This window comes from Streptomyces spinosus, from assembly GCF_020400655.1.
Taxonomy (GTDB): Bacteria; Actinomycetota; Actinomycetes; order Streptomycetales; family Streptomycetaceae; genus Streptomyces; species Streptomyces argyrophylli.
Genome location: NZ_JAINRC010000012.1, coordinates 92,363 through 110,155 on the forward strand (window position 1 = coordinate 92,363; position 17,793 = coordinate 110,155).

Below are 17,793 nucleotides of genomic sequence, written 5' to 3' on the forward strand. Positions count from 1 at the left end.
GCCGCCGTGCTGTTCTACGCTCCCGGTCATGTCGTGGACGAAGTGGACGCGTGGAACCCTCGCCGCGCTCGCGGCGGGCGTCCTGCTGCCGCTCGGAGCGGCGGCCTGCACCAGCGGTGAGGCGCGCGGCGGGACGACCGTCTCGCCGTCGCCCGTGGGGAAGGTGCTGGACGACACCGACGAGACCGGCCGGAACCTGCGCGAGGTGGCCCAGCGCAACGCCCCCCAGGTCGCCTTCGAGATCACCCCGGACTCGGCCGGCGGCTGGGACGTACGGCTGACCCTGCGTCACTTCCGGCTCTCCCCGCCCGGCACCCGGCCGGCGGCGGCCATCGGCCGCGGGCTCGCCCACCTGTTCGTCGACGGCCACCGGGTCGCGCGGCTGCGCACACCCACGTACCACCTGGCCGCCGGCCGCGTCCCGCACGGCACCCACCAGATCACCGTCCGCCTGTACGCCGACGACGGCACGGTGTGGGCCGTCCGCGGCAAACCGGTCCAGAGCACGGCCGACATCACGGTGTCCGGCGCGGAGACGGGCACGGGGTGAGCACCGGCCGGCGCCGCCCTCACCGGCGGACGGCGGTCACGGCACCCCGCGCCGCCGGCGGACCTCGGTCATCGCGCCCGGCGCCACCGGCACCCCGCTGCCGTCGGCGGACGAGAAGCACCGGCATCCTCCTCCCGCCGGCGCAGAAGCACCGCCCCCGCCCCCGCCGGTGAATGAGTGCAAGGGCCACCTGTCTCCGTACTGTGGGGGGAGGTTCACCGGACCCCGGCGGAAAGGCATCATGAAGCCCGTGCCCCACGCGACATCGCTCCGCCGCGCGCCCGTCCAGCGGCGCAGCGCCGAACGGCTGACCAGGATCCTGGACGCCTGCGCCGAACTCCTCGACGAGGTCGGCTACGACGCCCTGAGCACACGCGCGGTCGCCCAGCGCGCCGGCGTGCCCATCGGCTCGGTCTACCGCTTCTTCGGCAACAAGCGGCAGATGGCCGACGCCCTCGCCCAGCGCAACCTGGAGCGGTACGTCGAACGGGTCACCGAGCGGCTGAGGAAGGCGGGCAAGGGGGACTGGCGGGCCGCCATGGACGCCGTCCTGGACGAGTACCTGGGCATGAAGCGCACGGCGCCCGGTTTCTCCCTGGTCGACTTCGGCAACCAGATCCCGGTCGGCTCCCGCCACACCGAGCCCAACACCCGGGTCGCCGACCGGCTCACCGACCTGCTCGCCGGCTATCTCGGCCGCACCCCGGACGCGGACCTGCGGCGGGTGTTCCTGGTCGCCGTGGAGAGCGCCGACACCCTGGTCCAGCTGGCCTTCCGGGTGGATCCGCAGGGCGACGAGGCGATCATCACGGAGACCCGGGAACTGCTCCGGTCGTACCTGGGACGCGTGCTGGACTGAGACGGGCCGACCGCGGTGCCGTCCGGCGGCCCGCGCGGGCCGCCCGGAGACCCCCGAGGCCGGCGTGGACCGGACCGGGGCCCGCGGGGCCGAGGCGGACCGACCGTCGTGTCGGCGCCCCGGGCCGACCTGGGCGGGGCGAAGGGGCATCGGCGGCCGACGTGGGCGGGGCGAAGGGGCGTCGGCGGCCGGCGCGGGCGGGGCCGAGTGTCATCCGGCGGTCGGATGCCACGTGGCGCCGCGGCCAGGCAGCGGTGCCGCTCCCGGCTCCGGCAGCGGCGGCCGGATGCCACGTCGGCCGACCCCCGCCCGCCATGGGAAGACACCCCCTGGACCCACAAGGGACGCGTGGGGCCTCCCCTCCGTGCATACCGGTCGGTATGCTCGGCCCAGCCGGTCCGCCCGCTCGTGCGCGGGCGACCCCGTCGCCGACCCCTCCGGGAGGACACGTGTCCCGCACCGCCCTGCGAATCTGCCCCCTGTGCGAGGCCACCTGCGGGCTGACCCTCACCGTCGAGGGCACCCGCGTCACCGGTGCCCGCGGTGACCGGGACGACGTGTTCAGCAAGGGGTTCATCTGCCCCAAGGGCGCCGCCTTCGGCGCCGTCGACGGCGACCCCGACCGGCTGCGCACCCCGCTCGTCCGCGAGAACGGCAGCCTGCGCGAGGCCACCTGGGAGGAGGCCTTCGACGCGGTGGCCGCGGGCCTGCGCCCGGTGGTGGAGCGGTACGGCCCCGACGCCGTGGGCGTGGTCCTCGGCAACCCCAACGTGCACACCATGGCCGGCGCCCTCTACCCGACCGTCCTGCTCGGCGCCCTGCGCACTCGCAGCCTGTTCACCGCCTCCACGGTCGACCAGATGCCCAAGCACGTCTCCAGCGGACTGCTGTTCGGCGATGCCAACGCCATCCCGGTGCCGGACCTCGACCACACCGACCACCTGCTGCTCATCGGGGCCAACCCCCTGGAGTCCAACGGCAGTCTGTGCACCGCGCCCGACTTCCCCGGCCGGCTCAAGGCCCTCCGGGCGCGCGGCGGCCGGCTCACCGTCGTGGACCCGCGCCGCACCCGCACCGCGAAGCTCGCCGACCGCCACCTGGCGATACGCCCCGGCACCGACGCCCTGCTGCTCGCCGCGATGGCCCACACCCTCTTCACGGAGGACCTCGTCGACCTGCGGCACCTGGCCCCGCACGTCCACGGGCTCGGCGAACTCCGCGACGCGCTGGCCGACTTCACCCCCGAGGCCGTAGCCCCCGCCTGCGACCTGGACGCCGGCGTCATCCGCACCCTCGCCCGCGAGCTGGCCGCCGCCCCGGCCGCCGCCGTCTACGCCCGCATCGGCAGCTGCACCGTCCCGCACGGCACCCTGGCCAGCTGGCTGGTCGACGTCCTCAACATCCTCACCGGCAACCTGGACCGGCCCGGCGGCGCGCTCTTCCCGCAGGCCGCCACCGACAGGACGCCCCGCCCGGCGGGCCCCGGACGCGGCTTCGCGCTCGGCCGCTGGCACTCCCGGGTGAGCGGACACCCGGAGGCGAAGGGGGAGTTGCCGCTCGCCGCGCTCGCCGAGGAGATCGACACCGCGACCGACGAGGGGACGCCCGTGCGCGCGCTGATCGCCGTCGCCGCGAACCCCGTGCTCTCCGCGCCCGACGGCGACCGGCTCGACAAGGCCCTGGACTGTCTGGACTTCATGGTCAGCGTCGACCCGTACCTCAACGAGACCTCGCGGCACGCGCACGTCGTGCTGCCCCCGCCTCCGCCCTCCCAGAGCCCGCACCACGACTTCGCCTTCAACACCCTGGCCGTGCGCAACCAGGTCCGCTACACCCGCCCCGCCGTCCCGCTGGAGCCCGGCCGCATGGCGGAGACCGAGATCCTCGCCCGGCTGGTCCTGGCCGCCACCGGGATGCACGGCGCCGACCCCGCCGCCGTCGACGCGATGGTGATCGACCAGACCCTCGGCAAGGCCGTCCAGGACGCGCACGGGCCGGTGCACGGGCGTGACCCGCGCGAACTCGCCGCCCTGCTGACCGGTGACAGCGGCCCCGAGCGGCGGCTCGACCTGATGCTGCGCCTCGGCCCCTACGGCGACGGCTTCGGTGCCCGCCCCGACGGGCTGACCCTCGAGAAGCTGCTCGCCCACCCGCACGGCATCGACCTCGGCCCGCTGCGCCCGCGCCTGCCGCAGCCGCTGAGGACCCGCAGCGGCAAGGTCGAACTGCTGCCCGGACCCCTCGCCGGCGACCTGCCCCGGCTCCGCGCGGCCCTGCGCGAGCGGCCCGCTGGCCTCGTCCTCGTCGGCCGCCGCCACCTGCGCTCCAACAACAGCTGGATGCACAACGTGCCCGCGCTCACCGGCGGCAGCAACCGCTGCACCGTGCACATCCACCCCGACGACGCGGCCCGCCTCGGCGTCCGGGACGGCGCGGACGTCCGCGTCAAGGGCGCCGGGGGAGAGGTGGTGGCCCCCGCCGAGGTCACCGACGGGGTCCGGCCCGGTGTGGTGAGCCTGCCGCACGGCTGGGGCCACGACCGGCCCGGCACCCGGCTGGGCCACGCCTCCACCGACCCCGGCGTCAACGTCAACCAGCTGCTCGACGGCAGCCTGCTCGACCCCCTGTCGGGCAACGCGGTCCTCAACGGCGTACCCGTCGAGCTCGTCGCACTGCCGTGACCTGGACTTTCGCGCTTATTGCTCGCACGTCAACATCTTGTTAACGCCGTTCGCGCGGACCTAACGTCAACGCACCGCCGGCCCCCAGGTGGGATGTTCAAGGGCGAACGTTAGGTATCCATTCATGCTGACCATCCTCGGCTTCGCCATGATCGCGACCTTCCTGGTCCTGATCATGCTGAAGAAGATGTCGCCGATCGCGGCGCTCGTGCTCATACCCGCGCTGTTCTGCGTGTTCGTGGGCAAGGGCGCGCGGCTCGGCGACTACGTCATCGACGGCGTCACCGGCCTCGCCCCCACCGCGGCGATGCTCATGTTCGCGATCGTCTACTTCGGTGTGATGATCGACGTCGGCCTCTTCGACCCGGTCGTGCGGGGCATCCTCAGGTTCTGCAAGGCCGATCCGCTGCGGATCGTGGTCGGCACGGCGGTCCTCGCCGCGATCGTCTCCCTGGACGGCGACGGCTCCACCACCTTCATGATCACCGTCTCGGCGATGTACCCGCTGTACAAGCGCCTGAAGATGTCCCTGGTCGTGATGACCGGCGTCGCCGCCATGGCCAACGGCGTGATGAACACGCTGCCGTGGGGCGGCCCCACCGCCCGCGCCGCCACCGCGCTGAAGCTCGACGCCGGCGACATCTTCGTGCCGATGATCCCGGCCCTCGCCGTGGGCCTGCTGTTCGTCTTCGCCCTCGCCTGCGTCCTCGGCCGCCGCGAGCGCAGGCGGCTCGGTGTGCTGACGCTGGACGAGGTGCTGGTGGAGGAGACCGGGACGGTGCTGGTCGGCTCCGGTGCCGGCGGGGACGCGCAGAGGGCCGGCGGGGACGCGAAGGCGGCCGGCGGGGTTGCGCAGAGGGCCGGCGGAGAGGTGAGGAGGGCCGGCGGTTCCGGCCCGGGCGTGGACGTGCCAGGCGAGCCCGAGGACGAGGCTTTCCAGGGCCTGGACCCGGACCGCCCCACCCTGCGCCCCAGGCTCTACTGGTTCAACGCGCTGCTCACGGTCGCCCTGCTCACCGCCATGATCATGGAGTGGCTGCCGATCCCGGTACTGTTCCTGCTCGGCGCCGCCCTCGCCCTGACCGTCAACTTCCCGCACATGCCGGACCAGAAGGCCCGGATCGCCGCCCACGCCGAGAACGTCCTCAACGTCTCCGGCATGGTCTTCGCCGCCGCCGTCTTCACGGGCGTCCTCCAGGGCACCGGCATGGTCGACCACATGGCGACGTGGCTGGTCGACAACGTCCCCGACGGCATGGGCCCGCACATGGCCCTCGTCACCGGCGTGCTGAGCATCCCGCTGACGTACTTCATGTCCAACGACGGCTTCTACTTCGGCATCCTGCCGGTGCTGGCCGAGGCGGGCCAGGCGCACGGCGTCTCCGCGGTGGAGATCGCCCGCGCCTCGATCGTCGGCCAGCCCCTGCACATGTCCAGCCCGCTCGTCCCGGCCGTGTACGTCCTGGTCGGCATGGCCAAGGTGGAGTTCGGCGACCACACCCGGTTCGTGGTCAAGTGGGCCGCGCTCACCTCGCTCGTCGTCCTCGGCGCGGGTGTCCTGTTCGGCATCGTCTGACCCCCTGGAGGTCGTCATGGGGCCCGGTGGGAACCGCGGCTGGCTGCTCCGCCTCGTCATCGCCTTCGGCTGCGCGCAGGGGGCGGTGTCGATGGCCCGGCCCGCCGTCTCCTACCGGGCCCTCGCGCTCGGTGCGGACGAACGGGCGGTCGGCGTCATCGCCGGTGTCTACGCGCTGCTGCCGCTGTTCGCCGCCGTACCGCTCGGCCGCCGTACCGACCACGGCCGCTGCGCGCCCCTGCTGCCGGCCGGTGTCGTCCTCATCGCGGCCGGCTGCGCGCTCAGCGGGCTCGCCGGCTCGCTGTGGGCGATGGCCCTGTGGAGCGGGGTGATGGGACTCGGCCACCTGTGTTTCGTGATCGGCGCCCAGTCGCTGGTGGCCCGGCAGTCCGCGCCACACGAACAGGACCGCAACTTCGGCCACTTCACCATCGGTGCCTCCCTCGGCCAGCTCATCGGACCCGTCGCCGCGGGCGCCCTCGTCGGCGGCCCCGACATGGCCCGCAGCAGCGCCCTCGCCCTCGTCGTGGCGGGAGCCGGCGCGGCGGTGGCGTTCACCTCGCTGTGGCGCGTCGAGGACCGTACGGCCGGGGGCTCCGCCGCGCGCGGCGGCGGCCGGGTGCCGGTCGGCGGCATCCTGCGCGCCCGGGGTGTGCCCGCGGGCATGCTGATCAGCCTGTCGGTGCTGTCCGCGACCGACGTCCTCACCGCCTATCTGCCGGTGGTCGGCGAACAGCGGGGGATCGCGCCCTCGGTGATCGGTGTCCTGCTCAGTCTCCGGGCGGGCGCCACCATCGCCTGCCGGCTCGTCCTCACCCCGCTGCTGCGGTTGCTCGGCAGGCCCGCGCTGCTCACCGTGACCTGCCTGCTGGCGGCCCTGCTGTGCGCGGGGGTGGCGCTGCCGGTGCCGGTGTGGGCGCTCGGCGTGATGCTGACGGTGCTCGGCTTCTGCCTCGGCGTGGGCCAGCCGCTGTCGATGACGACGGTGGTGCAGGCCGCGCCGGCCGAGGCCCGCTCCACCGCGCTCGCGCTGCGGCTGACCGGCAACCGGCTGGGCCAGGTCGCCGCCCCGGCCGCCGCCGGTCTGGTCGCCGGTGTCGCGGGCGTGGCTGCGCCGTTCGTGATGCTGGGGGCGTTGCTGCTGGTGTCGTCGGCCGTGGCGCCGCGCTCGCCGGGACGGCCCGAGGGGTCGCCCGGCCGGGTGACCGGGAAGCGGCCGAAGCGCCCGGGATTGCGCCGCACGAGCGATCTCTGACGGCGCGTCGGGCGTCGGTGCCATGGGCCGCGCGGCCCATGAAGGAGAGTCCAGGCGAACGAGCGATTTATATGAAAATCGTCTGAACTCGGAGGAGCGCGCATGCCCACCATGACCCCACGTGCCGTCGGCCCCCGCGCGGGCGCCGCAGTCGTCCTCACCGCCCTCGCCGCGGCGGGCGCGTCATGGGTGGCGGCGCCGAGCGCGGTGGCCCAGGGGGAGAACGGCGACATCAGGATCCACGACGAGCGCCACCTCCACGGAACGCCGCTCGTGGGGTCGGCCAAGGACGATCCCGTGGTCTGCCGGTTCTATCTGGAGGCCGTCAACTTCGACACGCTCACCAGCATCGCCTACACCATCACCCCGCAGCCCCCGCTGCCCACCGCCGCCACCGTCGCCGGCACCATCCAGCTCGCCGGGGGCGCCGGGCACACCGACCCGCTCGGCCTCGCGGACGGCCAGTACAAGATCAGCTGGATCGTGGGCACCCCCGCCGCCCTGAAGGAGAAGGTCTTCCGGGTCAACTGCAAGGACGGGCGCCACGAGGGGGAGCACGGGCCGGGCGGGCAGATCTCCGACGGCCGGCACGACTCCGGCGATCAGCACGGCAACGACGCGTCCTGGGGCAGGGGCGACGAGAACGGCCCCAGGGGCGGGGTGCACGCGGGCGGCGGCGGCCTCATCGACACGGCCGCCGCCTACTCCCCGGTGGCCGCCGCGGCTGCCGTGGGCCTGATCGCCGTCTGTGGTGTCGTGTACGTCCGGCTGGTCCGCCGGCGGCCCCATGGCGCCGCGTAGGCACCGGCGCAGGCCCTGGTACCGCACCCGCGCCTACCGCCTCGCCAGGACGGCCCTGCTGGTGACCGTCCTGGTGACGGTGGGGTCGCGCTGCGGACCGGGCGGCGCGGCGGCAGGCCCGGGTCCGCACGCCGTGGCGGCCGGCACGGACTCCGCCCACGCCGATCCGGCCGCCCCTCCTCCGCCGCCGCCCCGTCCGCTGCCCCGGTCACGGCCGACGTCCTTCCGCGTCCCCTCCCTCGGCATCGACGCCCCGGTCACCCCGCTCCGCCTCGAACGGAACCGGGAGCTGGAGACTCCTCCCGTCGACAGACCGCGGCTGGTCGGCTGGTACCAGGGCGGCCCCACGCCCGGCGAGGCCGGCACCGCCGTCGCCGTCGGCCACCGCGACACCCGCACCGGCCCCGCCGTCTTCGCCGGCCTCGCCCAGGTCAAGCCCGGCAGGACCGTCGAGGTCCGGCGGGCGGACGGCCGCGTCGCCGTCTACTCCGTCGACCGGGTGAAGGTCTACGACAAGGCCGGTTTCCCCGACGAGGAGGTCTACGGCCCGACCGGGCGCCCCGAGCTGCGGGTGCTCACCTGCGGCGGCCTGTTCAGCCGGCGGATCGGCTACACCAGCAACGTGGTGGTCTTCGCCCATCTGACGGCGACCAGGTGACCGGTGGACCGGCCGGTGCGGGCGCCGTTCCCCCGCCGGCCGGTCCCTTCCGTGATGATGTCCCCGGACGTCCGCCGACCGGGAATGTCTGGCGCCAGAAAACTATCATCGCTAGTTTGTGTGCCGGACGACGTGCGGACCCGCCGGGAGGACACAGCAATGAAGGCACACGACGGCCTGTACATCGACGGCGCCTGGCGCCCCGCCGAGAGCAGGGACGAGATCGAGGTCGTCAACCCGGCCGACGAGCGGGTCATCGCCCGGGTCCCGGCCGCGTCGGCCCTGGACGTCGACACCGCCGTACGCGCCGCGCGGGCCGCGCTCCCCGCCTGGGCCGCCACGCCCCCGGCCGAACGCGCCGCGCGCCTGGCCGCCCTCCGGGACGCCCTGGTGGCCCGCAAGGACGAGATCGCCGAGACGGTCACCGCGGAGCTCGGCTCACCCCTGCCGTTCTCCCAGGCGGTGCACGCCGCCGTGCCGATCGCGGTCGCGGGCTCCTACGCCGAGCTGGCCGCCGCCCACTCCTTCGAGGAGAAGGTCGGCAACTCCACGGTGCTGCACGAGCCGATCGGCGTGGTCGGCGCCATCACCCCCTGGAACTACCCCCTCCACCAGATCGTCGCCAAGGTCGCCCCGGCCCTCGCCGCCGGCTGCGCGATCGTCGTCAAACCGGCAGAGGACACCCCGCTCACCGCCCAGCTGTTCGCCGAGGCGGTGCACGAGGCGGGCGTGCCGGCCGGTGTGTTCAACCTGGTCACCGGTCTCGGCCCGGTCGCCGGACAGGCCCTCGCCGAGCACCCGGGCGTGGACCTGGTCTCCTTCACCGGCTCCACGGCGGTCGGCCGGCGGATCGGCGCGCTGGCCGGCGCGGCCGTGAAGAAGGTCGCCCTGGAACTCGGCGGCAAGTCCGCCAACGTGATCCTGCCGAGCGCCGACCTCGCCAGGGCGGTGAACGTCGGTGTCGCCAACGTGATGTCCAACTCCGGTCAGACGTGCAGCGCCTGGACCCGCATGCTCGTCCACCGCGACCGCTACGCCGAGGCCGTCGAACTCGCCGCCACCGCCGCCGCCAAGTACGGCGAGCGCATCGGGCCGCTGGTCAGCGCCAGGCAGCAGGAGCGGGTGCGCGGTTACATCGAGAAGGGCGTCGCCGAGGGCGCCCGCCTCGTCACGGGCGGCCCGGAATCCCCGCGCGAGCGCGGCTGGTTCGTCAGCCCGACGGTCTTCGCCGACGTCACCCCGGACATGACCATCGCCCAGGAGGAGATCTTCGGCCCGGTCCTGTCGATCCTGCGGTACGACGACGAGGACGACGCCCTGCGCATCGCCAACGGCACGGTGTACGGCCTCGCGGGCGCCGTCTGGGCCGCCGAGGAGGCCGAGGCGGTGGCCTTCGCGCGCCGCATGGACACCGGCCAGGTCGACATCAACGGCGGCCGGTTCAACCCGCTCGCGCCCTTCGGGGGTTACAAGCAGTCCGGCGTCGGCCGGGAACTCGGCGCGCACGGACTCGCCGAGTACCTCCAGACCAAGTCCCTCCAGTTCTGAGGAGTCGCGTCCCCCATGGCCGTACGAGCCGCCGTCCTGCCCGCCATCGGCGCCCCGCTGGAGATCACCGGGATCGAGCTGCCCGACCCGGGGCCCGGCCGGGTCCGGGTCCGCCTCGCCGCCGCCGGCGTCTGCCACTCCGACCTCTCCCTGTCCGACGGCACCATGCGGGTGCCGGTCCCGGCCGTCCTCGGCCACGAGGGCGCGGGCACGGTCGTCGCCGTCGGGGAGGGCGTCACCCATGTCTCGCCCGGGTCCCCGGTCGTCCTCAACTGGGCGCCTTCCTGCGGTGGTTGCCACGCCTGCGCACTGGGCGAGGTCTGGCTGTGCGCCAACGCGCTGAACGGCGCGGCCGACGTCCACGCCCGCACGGCCGACGGCACCGACCTGCACCCCGGGCTGAACGTGGCCGCGTTCGCCGAGGAGACGGTGGTCGCCGCGTCCTGTGTGCTGCCGCTGCCGGACGGGGTGCCGCTGGTGGACGCCGCCCTGCTGGGCTGCGCCGTCCTCACCGGCTACGGCGCGGTGCACCACTCGGCGCGGGTCCGGTCCGGCGAGACGGTGGCCGTGTTCGGCGTCGGCGGAGTCGGTCTCGCCACGCTCCAGTCGGCCCGCATCGCGGGGGCGTCCCGGATCATCGCCGTCGACGTCTCCCCCGGGAAGGAGGAACTGGCCCGCGCCGCCGGCGCCACGGACTTCGTCCTCGCCTCCGACCACACTCCGCGCGAGATCCGCGGCCTGACCGGCAAGCAGGGCGTCGACGTCGCCGTGGAGTGCGTGGGCCGCGCGGTCTCCATCCGCGCGGCCTGGGAGTCCACGCGCCGGGGCGGCCGTACGACGGTCGTCGGCATCGGCGGCAAGGACCAGCAGGTCACCTTCAACGCCCTGGAGCTCTTCCACTGGGGCCGCACCCTGTCCGGCTGCGTCTACGGCAACAGCGACCCGGCCCGTGACGTGCCGCTCCTCGCCGAGCACGTGCGCGAGGGCCGCCTGGACCTCTCCCTGCTGGTCACGGACCGGATCACCCTGGAGGAGATTCCGACGGCCTTCGGGAACATGCTGGCGGGCAAGGGGGGACGGGCGGTGGTCGTCTTCTGAGGGTGAGCGCCCCGAGGAGCGCGGGGGGCCGTGCGACCGGCCATGACGCACCGGCGTCCGGCCCGGTGCCGGAGCCCCGGCCCCTCACCCGGTCTCCAGCCAAGGCCGCCCGGAGATGCCGAGCAGGTCAGAGAAGACCCGTTCCCCGGACGGAGTCACCGCGACGGCCCGGCCCGATCCCACCCGCACGCACCACCCCGCCTCCAGCGCCCGCCGGCACAGGGCCGCCCCCGCCGCCCCGGCCAGATGCGGTCGCCGCTCCGTCCAGTCGAGGCACCCGCGGGCCAGTGGCCGCCGGCCGCCGGGGTCCAGGGGCACACCCGCCGTACCGAACCACTCCACCCCCGCGTCCGTCAGCGCGAACCCGGTGTCCTGCCGCAGCAGCCCCCGCCGGGTCAGCGCGTCGGTGAGCACGGTCCCGAGCCGTCCGGCCAGATGGTCGTAACAGGTCCGCCCCCGGGCCAGGGCGGCGCCGGCGCTCGCCTCGCGCAGGCTGCGCGGAGGGCGCCGCACCACCGCCGCGGGCACCTGCGCGGCGAGGTCCTCGACCAGCTGTGCCACCCGGGCGTCGGCCAGCCGCACATACCGGTGCCGCCCCTGCCGTTCCTCCGCGAGCAGTCCGCCGGCCACCAGCCTGCCGAGGTGCTCGCTCAGCGTGGAGGGCGCGACCCCGGCGTGCCGGGCCAGCTCACCGGCCGTCCACGCCCGCCCGTCCAGCAGCGCCAGCAGGCACGCGGCCCGGGTCCGGTCGGCGATCAGCCCGGCCAGCGCCGCCAGCCCGGCCGCCTGTGGGTTCTCGGTGCTCATGCCCCCAGCATGCGGCAGGGACGCTTCGGCGCCGGCCGAAGCGTCAGCGTCCGCGCGTCCTCAGACCCGCGTCTGCCGGTACTGCTGCGCCAGCCCGTCCAGCAGCGCGGCGAGCCCCGTCTCGAAGGCCCGCTCGTCGATCTTCTCCTGCTGCTCGGCGAGCAGATGGGCCTGGCCGAGGTGGGGGTAGTCGGCGGGGTCGTAGGCGCTCGCGTCGTCCACGAAGCCGCCGGCGAAGGAGCCGAGCGCCGAGCCCATGATGAAGTACCGCATCAGCGCGCCGATGGAGGTCGCCTGCGCGGGCGGCCAGCCGGCGTCGACCATCGCGCCGTAGACAGCGTCGGCCAGCCGCAGCGCGGCCGGGCGGCGGCCGGGGCCCCGGGCGAGGACGGGGACGATGTTCGGGTGGTCGCGCAGGGCGGCCCGGTAGGAGACGGCCCAGTCGTGCAGCGCGGTCCGCCAGTCCCGGCCGTCCTCGAACATCGACAGGTCGACCAGGGCGCTCACCGAGTCCGCGACCGCCTCCAGGATCTCGTCCTTGGTGCGGAAGTGGTTGTAGAGCGAGGGCCCGCTCACGCCCAGCTCCGCGGCGAGCCGGCGCGTGGAGACGGCCGCCAGGCCCTCCCGGTCCACGAGGTCCCGGGCCGTCTCGACGATCCGGTCGGTGCTGAGGAGGGGCTTGCGCGGTCGGGCCATGGCGCACATAGTAGGGCTGCGAACAGAAACTAGCAGTGCTAATTTAAATGTACGGCTTTCAAGATCCATCGGTGATAGAGGTGATCTCGTGGTGAACCTGGGGCTCGGCGAGGAGCAGACGGCCGTACGGCGGCTCGCCCGGGACTTCGTGGAGCGCGAGATCGCCCCGCACGTGATCGCCTGGGACCGCGCCGAGGAAGTCGACCGGGGCATCGTGAAGAAGCTGGGCGAGGTCGGCTTCCTCGGCCTGACCGTGCCCGAGGAGTACGGCGGCTCCGGCGGCGACCACCTCTCCTACTGCCTGGTCACCGAGGAGCTGGGGCGCGGCGACTCCTCGGTCCGCGGGATCGTCTCCGTCTCCCTGGGCCTCGTCGCCAAGACGATCGCCGCCTGGGGCAGCGAGGAGCAGAAGCGGCGCTGGCTGCCGGGGCTCACCGCGGGCGAGTTGGTCGGCTGCTTCGGCCTCACCGAACCCGGCACCGGCTCCGACGCGGGCAACCTCACCACCCGGGCGGTGCGCGACGGCGACGACTACGTCGTGAACGGCACCAAGATGTTCATCACCAACGGCACCTGGGCCGACGTCGTCCTGCTCTTCGCCCGCTCCACCGACGCCCCCGGCCACAAGGGCGTGTCCGCCTTCCTCGTGCCCGCCGGCACCCCCGGCCTGACCCGCCGTACCGTCCACGGCAAGCTCGGCCTGCGCGGCCAGGCCACCGCCGAACTCGTCCTGGAGGACGTGCGCGTACCCGCCTCCGCGATGCTCGGCGCGGAGGGCAAGGGTTTCTCCGTCGCCATGTCCGCGCTCGCCAAGGGGCGGATGTCGGTGGCCGCCGGCTGTGTCGGGATAGCCCAGGCCGCGCTCGACGCGGCCGTGCGGTACGCCGGTGAGCGCGAGCAGTTCGGCAAGCCGATCGCCCGTCACCAGCTGGTGCAGGAGCTGATCAGCGACATCGCCGTCGACGTGGACGCGGCCCGGCTGCTGACCTGGCGGGTCGCCGACCTCATCGACCGCGGCGAGCCGTTCGCCGTCGAGTCCTCCAAGGCCAAGCTGTTCGCCTCCGAGGCCGCGGTGCGCGCCGCCAACAACGCCCTGCAGGTCTTCGGCGGCTACGGCTACATCGACGAGTACCCCGCCGGCAAGCTCCTGCGCGACGCCCGCGTGATGACCCTCTACGAGGGCACCAGCCAGATCCAGAAGCTGCTCATCGGCCGCGCCCTGACCGGGGTCTCGGCCTTCTGAGTACGTGCCGCACCCGGGTCTGAGTACTCCGGCGGATGTGGCGCGGGCCCCGTACGCCGATGCTGGGCGCCATGAGTGACACACCGGTCAAACAGCAGAGCACGGCCGCGTTCTACGGCCAGGCCGTCGCCTCCTTCGCGGTCGCCATGGCGGCCACCGCCATCGGCATCGCCCGGCTCCAGGCCAGCGCCTGGGTCCGCGGCTTCCTGGCGATCGCCGTCCTGTACCTCGTCACCTCCGCCTTCACCCTCGCCAAGGTGATCCGGGACCGGCAGGAGGCCGGCCAGATCGTCAGCCGCGTCGACCAGGCCCGGCTGGAGAAGCTGCTCGCCGAGCACGACCCCTTCGAAAAGCTCTGAGCGGCTCGGCTAAGCGCCCGCTCACCGTCGGCGGTATGGTGGTGCTCCTGTCACCGAGAGGGGCGAGCGAGCGATGAGTACGGCGCAGGAGACGACCGGCGGCGACGTGGAGCCGTGGGAAGAGGTCACCCCTGACGCGGCCCGGCGGCTGCTCGTCGCGGCCGTGGAGGCCTTCGCCGAGCGTGGCTACCACGCGACGACGACCCGTGACATCGCGGGCCGCGCCGGCATGAGCCCGGCCGCGCTCTACATCCACTACAAGACCAAGGAAGAGCTGCTCCACCGGATCAGCCGCATCGGTCACGACAAGGCCCTCGACATCCTGCGCACGGCGGCCCGGCGCGAGGGCACCGCGGCCGAGCGGCTGGCCGACGCGGTCGGCTCCTTCGTCCGCTGGCACGCGGGCCGGCGCACCACCGCGCGGGTCGTGCAGTACGAACTCGACGCCCTCGGCCCCGAGGCCCGCGCGGAGATCGTCGCGCTGCGCCGCCAGGTGGACGCCGAGGTGCGCGGGATCATCGAGGACGGCGTCGCCTCGGGCGAGTTCGACGTGCCGGACGTCCAGGGCACCACGCTCGCCGTGCTGTCGCTGTGCATCGACGTGGCCCGCTGGTTCAACGTGAACGGCCCGCGCACCCCCGAGGAGGTCGGCGCGCTCTACGCCGACCTCGTGCTGCGCATGGTCGGGGCCGGGTAGCCGCCGGGGTCTACAGGTAGTAGCGCGACACCGACTCCGCCACGCACACCGGCTTGTCGCCGCCCTCGCGCTCCAGGGTGAAGGCGACCGTCACCTGCACCCCGCCGGTGACGTCCTCGACCCCGGTGATCCTCCCGGTGGCGCGCAGCCGGGAGCCGACGGGGACCGGGGCGGGGAAGCGGACCTTGTTCGTGCCGTAGTTGACGCCCATCTTCACGCCCTCGACCCGGATGAGCCGGGGTCCGAACAGCGGCAGCAGGGACAGGGTGAGGTAGCCGTGGGCGATGGTCGTCCCGAACGGCCCGGTGGCGGCCTTCTCGGGGTCCACGTGGATCCACTGGTGGTCCCCGGTCGCCTCGGCGAACAGGTCGATCCGCTTCTGGTCGATCTCCACCCAGTCGGTGGGGCCCAGCTCCTCGCCCACGGCCGCCCTCAGCTCGTCGGGGGAGGTGAAGGTCCTCGGTTCTGCCATGTTCCCGGCCTCTCGCTCGCGTCTCTAAGCAACTGCTTAGCATGGTCGGGTGGCGGGTCGATGTCAACGGACCGCGGACCGGCCGGGTGGGTAATCTCTGGGGAGTGCCCCAGATTCCCGAGAAGATCCACGAGCTGACCGTCGGCCAGTTGTCCGCCCGCAGCGGAGCCGCGGTGTCCGCCCTGCACTTCTACGAGTCCAAGGGACTGATCACCAGCCGGCGGACCTCCGGAAACCAGCGCCGCTACAGCCGGGACACACTGCGCCGGGTCGCCTTCGTCCGCGCGGCCCAGCGGGTGGGCATCCCGCTCGCCACGATCCGGGAGGCCCTGGCCGAACTGCCGGAGGAACGGACACCGACCAGGGAGGACTGGGCCCGCCTGTCCGAGAAGTGGCGCTCGGAACTGGACGAGCGCATCCAGCAGCTGAACCGCCTGCGCGACCACCTCACCGACTGCATCGGATGCGGCTGCCTGTCGATGGAGACGTGCGTCCTGTCCAACCCCGACGACGTGTTCGGCGCACGGCTGACCGGATCACGGCTGATGGCGGAGCGGCGCTGACGGAGCGGGCGGGCCGGCGCCCCGCGCGTGCCCGGCGGCGCGTGCGTCAGACCGTGCCGGCCGCCGCGGCCAGGACGCGGGCCAGCTCGGCGGGCCGGGAGACCATCGGCCAGTGGCCCGCGTCGATGTCGGCGAAGTGGACGCGCCCGGCCCGGGCCAGCTCCGGTACGTCACCGCCGTCGATCCACGTGCGCGCCTGCGCCGGCGTGAACTCCGGGCACACCACCACGACCGGGACGTCGAAGCGCCGTTCGTCCGTCAGTCGCACCACGCCCCTGGCCACGCCGGCGGGTACGGGGACCGCGGCGGCCGCCAGCCGCCGCCTGGCCTCGTCGCCGAGGTCGGCGGTCTCCGGCCCCTCGAAGGGGGCCCAGCCCGGGAAGGGCATGACCCCGTCGCGCACCTCGAAGAAGTCGGCGTACGTGTGGCCGTCGGAGAACGGGAAGCCTCCGACGAAGGCGACCGCTGCCAGCCGCTCCGGCCGCCGGTCGGCGGCCAGCCAGGCCAGGGTGCAGGCGGCGGAGTGCCCCACCACCATGGGCCTGCCCGGCGTCGCGTCCACCGCGGCCAGCACCGCCGCCACCTGGTCCTCCAGGGTGGCCGACGCGGAGCCGTCGCCCTGGCCCGGCAGGGTGAGCGGCACCGGGCGGTGGCCGAGCGACTCCAGCACGCGGGCCACGCGGCCCCACACCGATCCGTCCAGCCACAGTCCGCCGACGAGCAGGATGTCCATGGTCGGTTCCCCTTCTTCCAGGTCGTGGGGAGCACCGTAGGAGGGGTTCCGGACGATCCACTGCCGGTTCGTCGCGCGACCACCGGCACCCGTGCAGGATAGGACCTCTCGTCCGGATCATGCCGGGCTTCGCCGCCCCCCTCGCCGAGGTGGCCCCCTGGATCCAGCCGCCCATGGGACGGCTCGAACCGTCGGGGGAGCACTGCGTGCTGGTCGGCAGCACGCGTAACCCGGCCATGTACGCGCAGGAGTGGCTGGCGCGCGTGCCGTTCGCCTTCCGCGTCGAGGGCGGACAGGAGCTGCGCGCCGCGGTCGCGGAGCTGGGGGCGCGCTTCACCGCGGCGGCCTCGGACCAGCCCTGACCGGACCGGGGCGGTGTCCCGCGCCGGGGCTCACGACAGGGCCGAACCCCCGTTCCACTCACCGCTGTCGCCGTCGCCCGCACGCGCACCGGCGCCGTACCGGGCCCGTGCCTCCGTCACCAGGCAGGCGTTGGACCCGGCCCGTCGGCCGTCCGGGAGGAGCAGGGTGTCCTCCAGGCCGATCCGCGTGGCCAGGCCCAGCCGGCCCGCCAGCCGGAGCACCGGCCAGGTCCCGCCCTCCTCGCCGTGCAGCAGCACCGGCCGGCCGTGCGCCGCGCCCAGCTCGGCCAGCAGCGCACGCGCCGACGCCTCGGCGGTCGCCGGGTCCGGGTCGGTCACCTCGGCCAGCACCCGCAGCACGCCCGGCCCGAGCGGCGAGGCCGCGAACCGGCGCGCGCCCTCGGTGCCGGACCAGATGCCCGCCTCCACGGCCACACCCATCGACAGCAGGCGCCCGGCCACCTCCTCGGCGCCCGGCTCGTGCCAGTTGACCGAGGCGAAGTCGGGCAGCACCGACCAGGAGCGCACCCGGGCGAGCCGGGCGGAGGGATCCGGTTCCGCCCAGGCACCGGTGGTCACCCCGACCGGTACCCGCACCCGCGCCCGGATCGCCTCCAGGACCGGGGCCAGGACGCGTGGGGAGAGACTGTCGTGGCCGCACGGCGTCTTCGGGTGGACGTGGACCGAGGTGGCGCCGGCCGCCACCGCCTCGGCCGCGGAACGCGCCAGCTCCTGTGGGGACATCGGCACGGCGGCACCGTCGGCGGCCGTACGACGCCCGTTGAGACACACCTGCACCATGACCCGATGGTGCCGCACACCCGCGGCAGAGGGC

At 74.2% G+C, this 17,793-nt stretch carries 18 protein-coding genes and 1 pseudogene; 14 read left to right on the plus strand and 5 right to left on the minus strand.

The features are described from left to right. The first annotated feature begins 28 nt into the window (after positions 1-28). The 9 genes from LG395_RS22935 to LG395_RS22975 all read left to right on the plus strand — a co-directional run bounded on the left by LG395_RS22935 (position 29) and on the right by LG395_RS22975 (position 11,026). Positions 29-550, plus strand: a complete 522-nt coding sequence (locus LG395_RS22935; RefSeq protein WP_171157793.1) for a hypothetical protein — start codon at positions 29-31, stop codon at positions 548-550. A 241-nt stretch (positions 551-791) separates the two neighbouring features. Next, positions 792-1,409 (plus strand): TetR/AcrR family transcriptional regulator, encoded by a 618-nt coding sequence (locus LG395_RS22940; RefSeq protein WP_171157795.1) that lies wholly within the window; start codon positions 792-794, stop codon positions 1,407-1,409. Positions 1,410-1,858: 449 nt separating this feature from the next. Continuing rightward, positions 1,859-4,090: a molybdopterin oxidoreductase family protein gene (locus LG395_RS22945; RefSeq protein WP_225811053.1), complete on the plus strand. Its 2,232-nt coding sequence runs from the start codon at positions 1,859-1,861 to the stop codon at positions 4,088-4,090. 124 nt (positions 4,091-4,214) lie between these two features. Further along, positions 4,215-5,666 carry a CitMHS family transporter gene (locus tag LG395_RS22950; protein WP_225811054.1) on the plus strand — a complete coding sequence of 484 codons (1,452 nt, stop codon included), beginning with the start codon at positions 4,215-4,217 and terminating at the stop codon, positions 5,664-5,666. A 16-nt stretch (positions 5,667-5,682) separates the two neighbouring features. Continuing rightward, on the plus strand, positions 5,683-6,921 hold the full coding sequence (locus tag LG395_RS22955; RefSeq protein ID WP_225811055.1) for an MFS transporter: 1,239 nt from the start codon (positions 5,683-5,685) through the stop codon (positions 6,919-6,921). A 102-nt stretch (positions 6,922-7,023) separates the two neighbouring features. Next, positions 7,024-7,722 carry a hypothetical protein gene (locus LG395_RS22960; RefSeq protein WP_171157803.1) on the plus strand — a complete coding sequence of 233 codons (699 nt, stop codon included), beginning with the start codon at positions 7,024-7,026 and terminating at the stop codon, positions 7,720-7,722. Then, positions 7,709-8,380: a class F sortase gene (locus tag LG395_RS22965; RefSeq protein WP_225811056.1), complete on the plus strand. Its 672-nt coding sequence runs from the start codon at positions 7,709-7,711 to the stop codon at positions 8,378-8,380. Before LG395_RS22960 ends, LG395_RS22965 begins: the two co-directional genes overlap by 14 nt. A 159-nt stretch (positions 8,381-8,539) precedes the next feature. After that, positions 8,540-9,928 carry an aldehyde dehydrogenase family protein gene (locus LG395_RS22970; protein ID WP_171157807.1) on the plus strand — a complete coding sequence of 463 codons (1,389 nt, stop codon included), beginning with the start codon at positions 8,540-8,542 and terminating at the stop codon, positions 9,926-9,928. 15 nt (positions 9,929-9,943) lie between these two features. Continuing rightward, positions 9,944-11,026, plus strand: a complete 1,083-nt coding sequence (locus tag LG395_RS22975) for a Zn-dependent alcohol dehydrogenase (protein ID WP_225811057.1) — start codon at positions 9,944-9,946, stop codon at positions 11,024-11,026. 84 nt (positions 11,027-11,110) lie between these two features. Here the strand turns inward: LG395_RS22975 and LG395_RS22980 are convergent, their stop codons facing one another. After that, positions 11,111-11,833, minus strand: a complete 723-nt coding sequence (locus tag LG395_RS22980; protein ID WP_225811058.1) for an ArsR/SmtB family transcription factor — start codon at positions 11,831-11,833, stop codon at positions 11,111-11,113. Positions 11,834-11,893: 60 nt separating this feature from the next. Beyond that, complete coding sequence (locus tag LG395_RS22985) at positions 11,894-12,529, minus strand: TetR/AcrR family transcriptional regulator (protein ID WP_171157813.1); 636 nt, start codon at positions 12,527-12,529, stop codon at positions 11,894-11,896. A 91-nt stretch (positions 12,530-12,620) separates the two neighbouring features. Here LG395_RS22985 and LG395_RS22990 point away from each other — a divergent pair, with 91 nt between their 5' ends. The 3 genes from LG395_RS22990 (at position 12,621) to LG395_RS23000 (ending at position 14,828) form a co-directional block, all read left to right on the plus strand. Next, positions 12,621-13,772 (plus strand): acyl-CoA dehydrogenase family protein, encoded by a 1,152-nt coding sequence (locus LG395_RS22990; RefSeq protein WP_171160128.1) that lies wholly within the window; start codon positions 12,621-12,623, stop codon positions 13,770-13,772. Positions 13,773-13,843: 71 nt separating this feature from the next. Further along, positions 13,844-14,131 carry a YiaA/YiaB family inner membrane protein gene (locus LG395_RS22995; RefSeq protein WP_171157815.1) on the plus strand — a complete coding sequence of 96 codons (288 nt, stop codon included), beginning with the start codon at positions 13,844-13,846 and terminating at the stop codon, positions 14,129-14,131. A gap of 73 nt (positions 14,132-14,204) precedes the next feature. Further along, on the plus strand, positions 14,205-14,828 hold the full coding sequence (locus LG395_RS23000) for a TetR/AcrR family transcriptional regulator (protein WP_171157817.1): 624 nt from the start codon (positions 14,205-14,207) through the stop codon (positions 14,826-14,828). A gap of 10 nt (positions 14,829-14,838) precedes the next feature. On the opposite strand, the gene LG395_RS23005 is transcribed toward LG395_RS23000, so the two are convergent. After that, positions 14,839-15,300 carry a MaoC family dehydratase gene (locus LG395_RS23005; protein WP_225811059.1) on the minus strand — a complete coding sequence of 154 codons (462 nt, stop codon included), beginning with the start codon at positions 15,298-15,300 and terminating at the stop codon, positions 14,839-14,841. Positions 15,301-15,404: 104 nt separating this feature from the next. Between LG395_RS23005 and soxR the strand changes: the two genes are divergently transcribed. Next, positions 15,405-15,863 carry a redox-sensitive transcriptional activator SoxR gene (gene soxR / locus LG395_RS23010; protein WP_171157821.1) on the plus strand — a complete coding sequence of 153 codons (459 nt, stop codon included), beginning with the start codon at positions 15,405-15,407 and terminating at the stop codon, positions 15,861-15,863. Between the two features lie 46 nt (positions 15,864-15,909). On the opposite strand, the gene LG395_RS23015 is transcribed toward soxR, so the two are convergent. Beyond that, a complete protein-coding gene (locus LG395_RS23015; RefSeq protein WP_225811060.1) occupies positions 15,910-16,596 on the minus strand; it encodes an alpha/beta fold hydrolase in 687 nt (228 codons plus the stop codon). A 128-nt stretch (positions 16,597-16,724) separates the two neighbouring features. Here LG395_RS23015 and LG395_RS23020 point away from each other — a divergent pair. Next, a pseudogene (locus LG395_RS23020) lies at positions 16,725-16,958 on the plus strand (ArsR family transcriptional regulator); the annotation flags it as partial. Positions 16,959-16,988: 30 nt separating this feature from the next. On the opposite strand, the gene LG395_RS23025 reads toward LG395_RS23020, so the two are convergent. Continuing rightward, positions 16,989-17,759, minus strand: coding sequence for a 3-keto-5-aminohexanoate cleavage protein (locus LG395_RS23025; protein WP_225811061.1), 771 nt, complete (start codon positions 17,757-17,759; stop codon positions 16,989-16,991). Positions 17,760-17,793 lie beyond the last annotated feature (34 nt).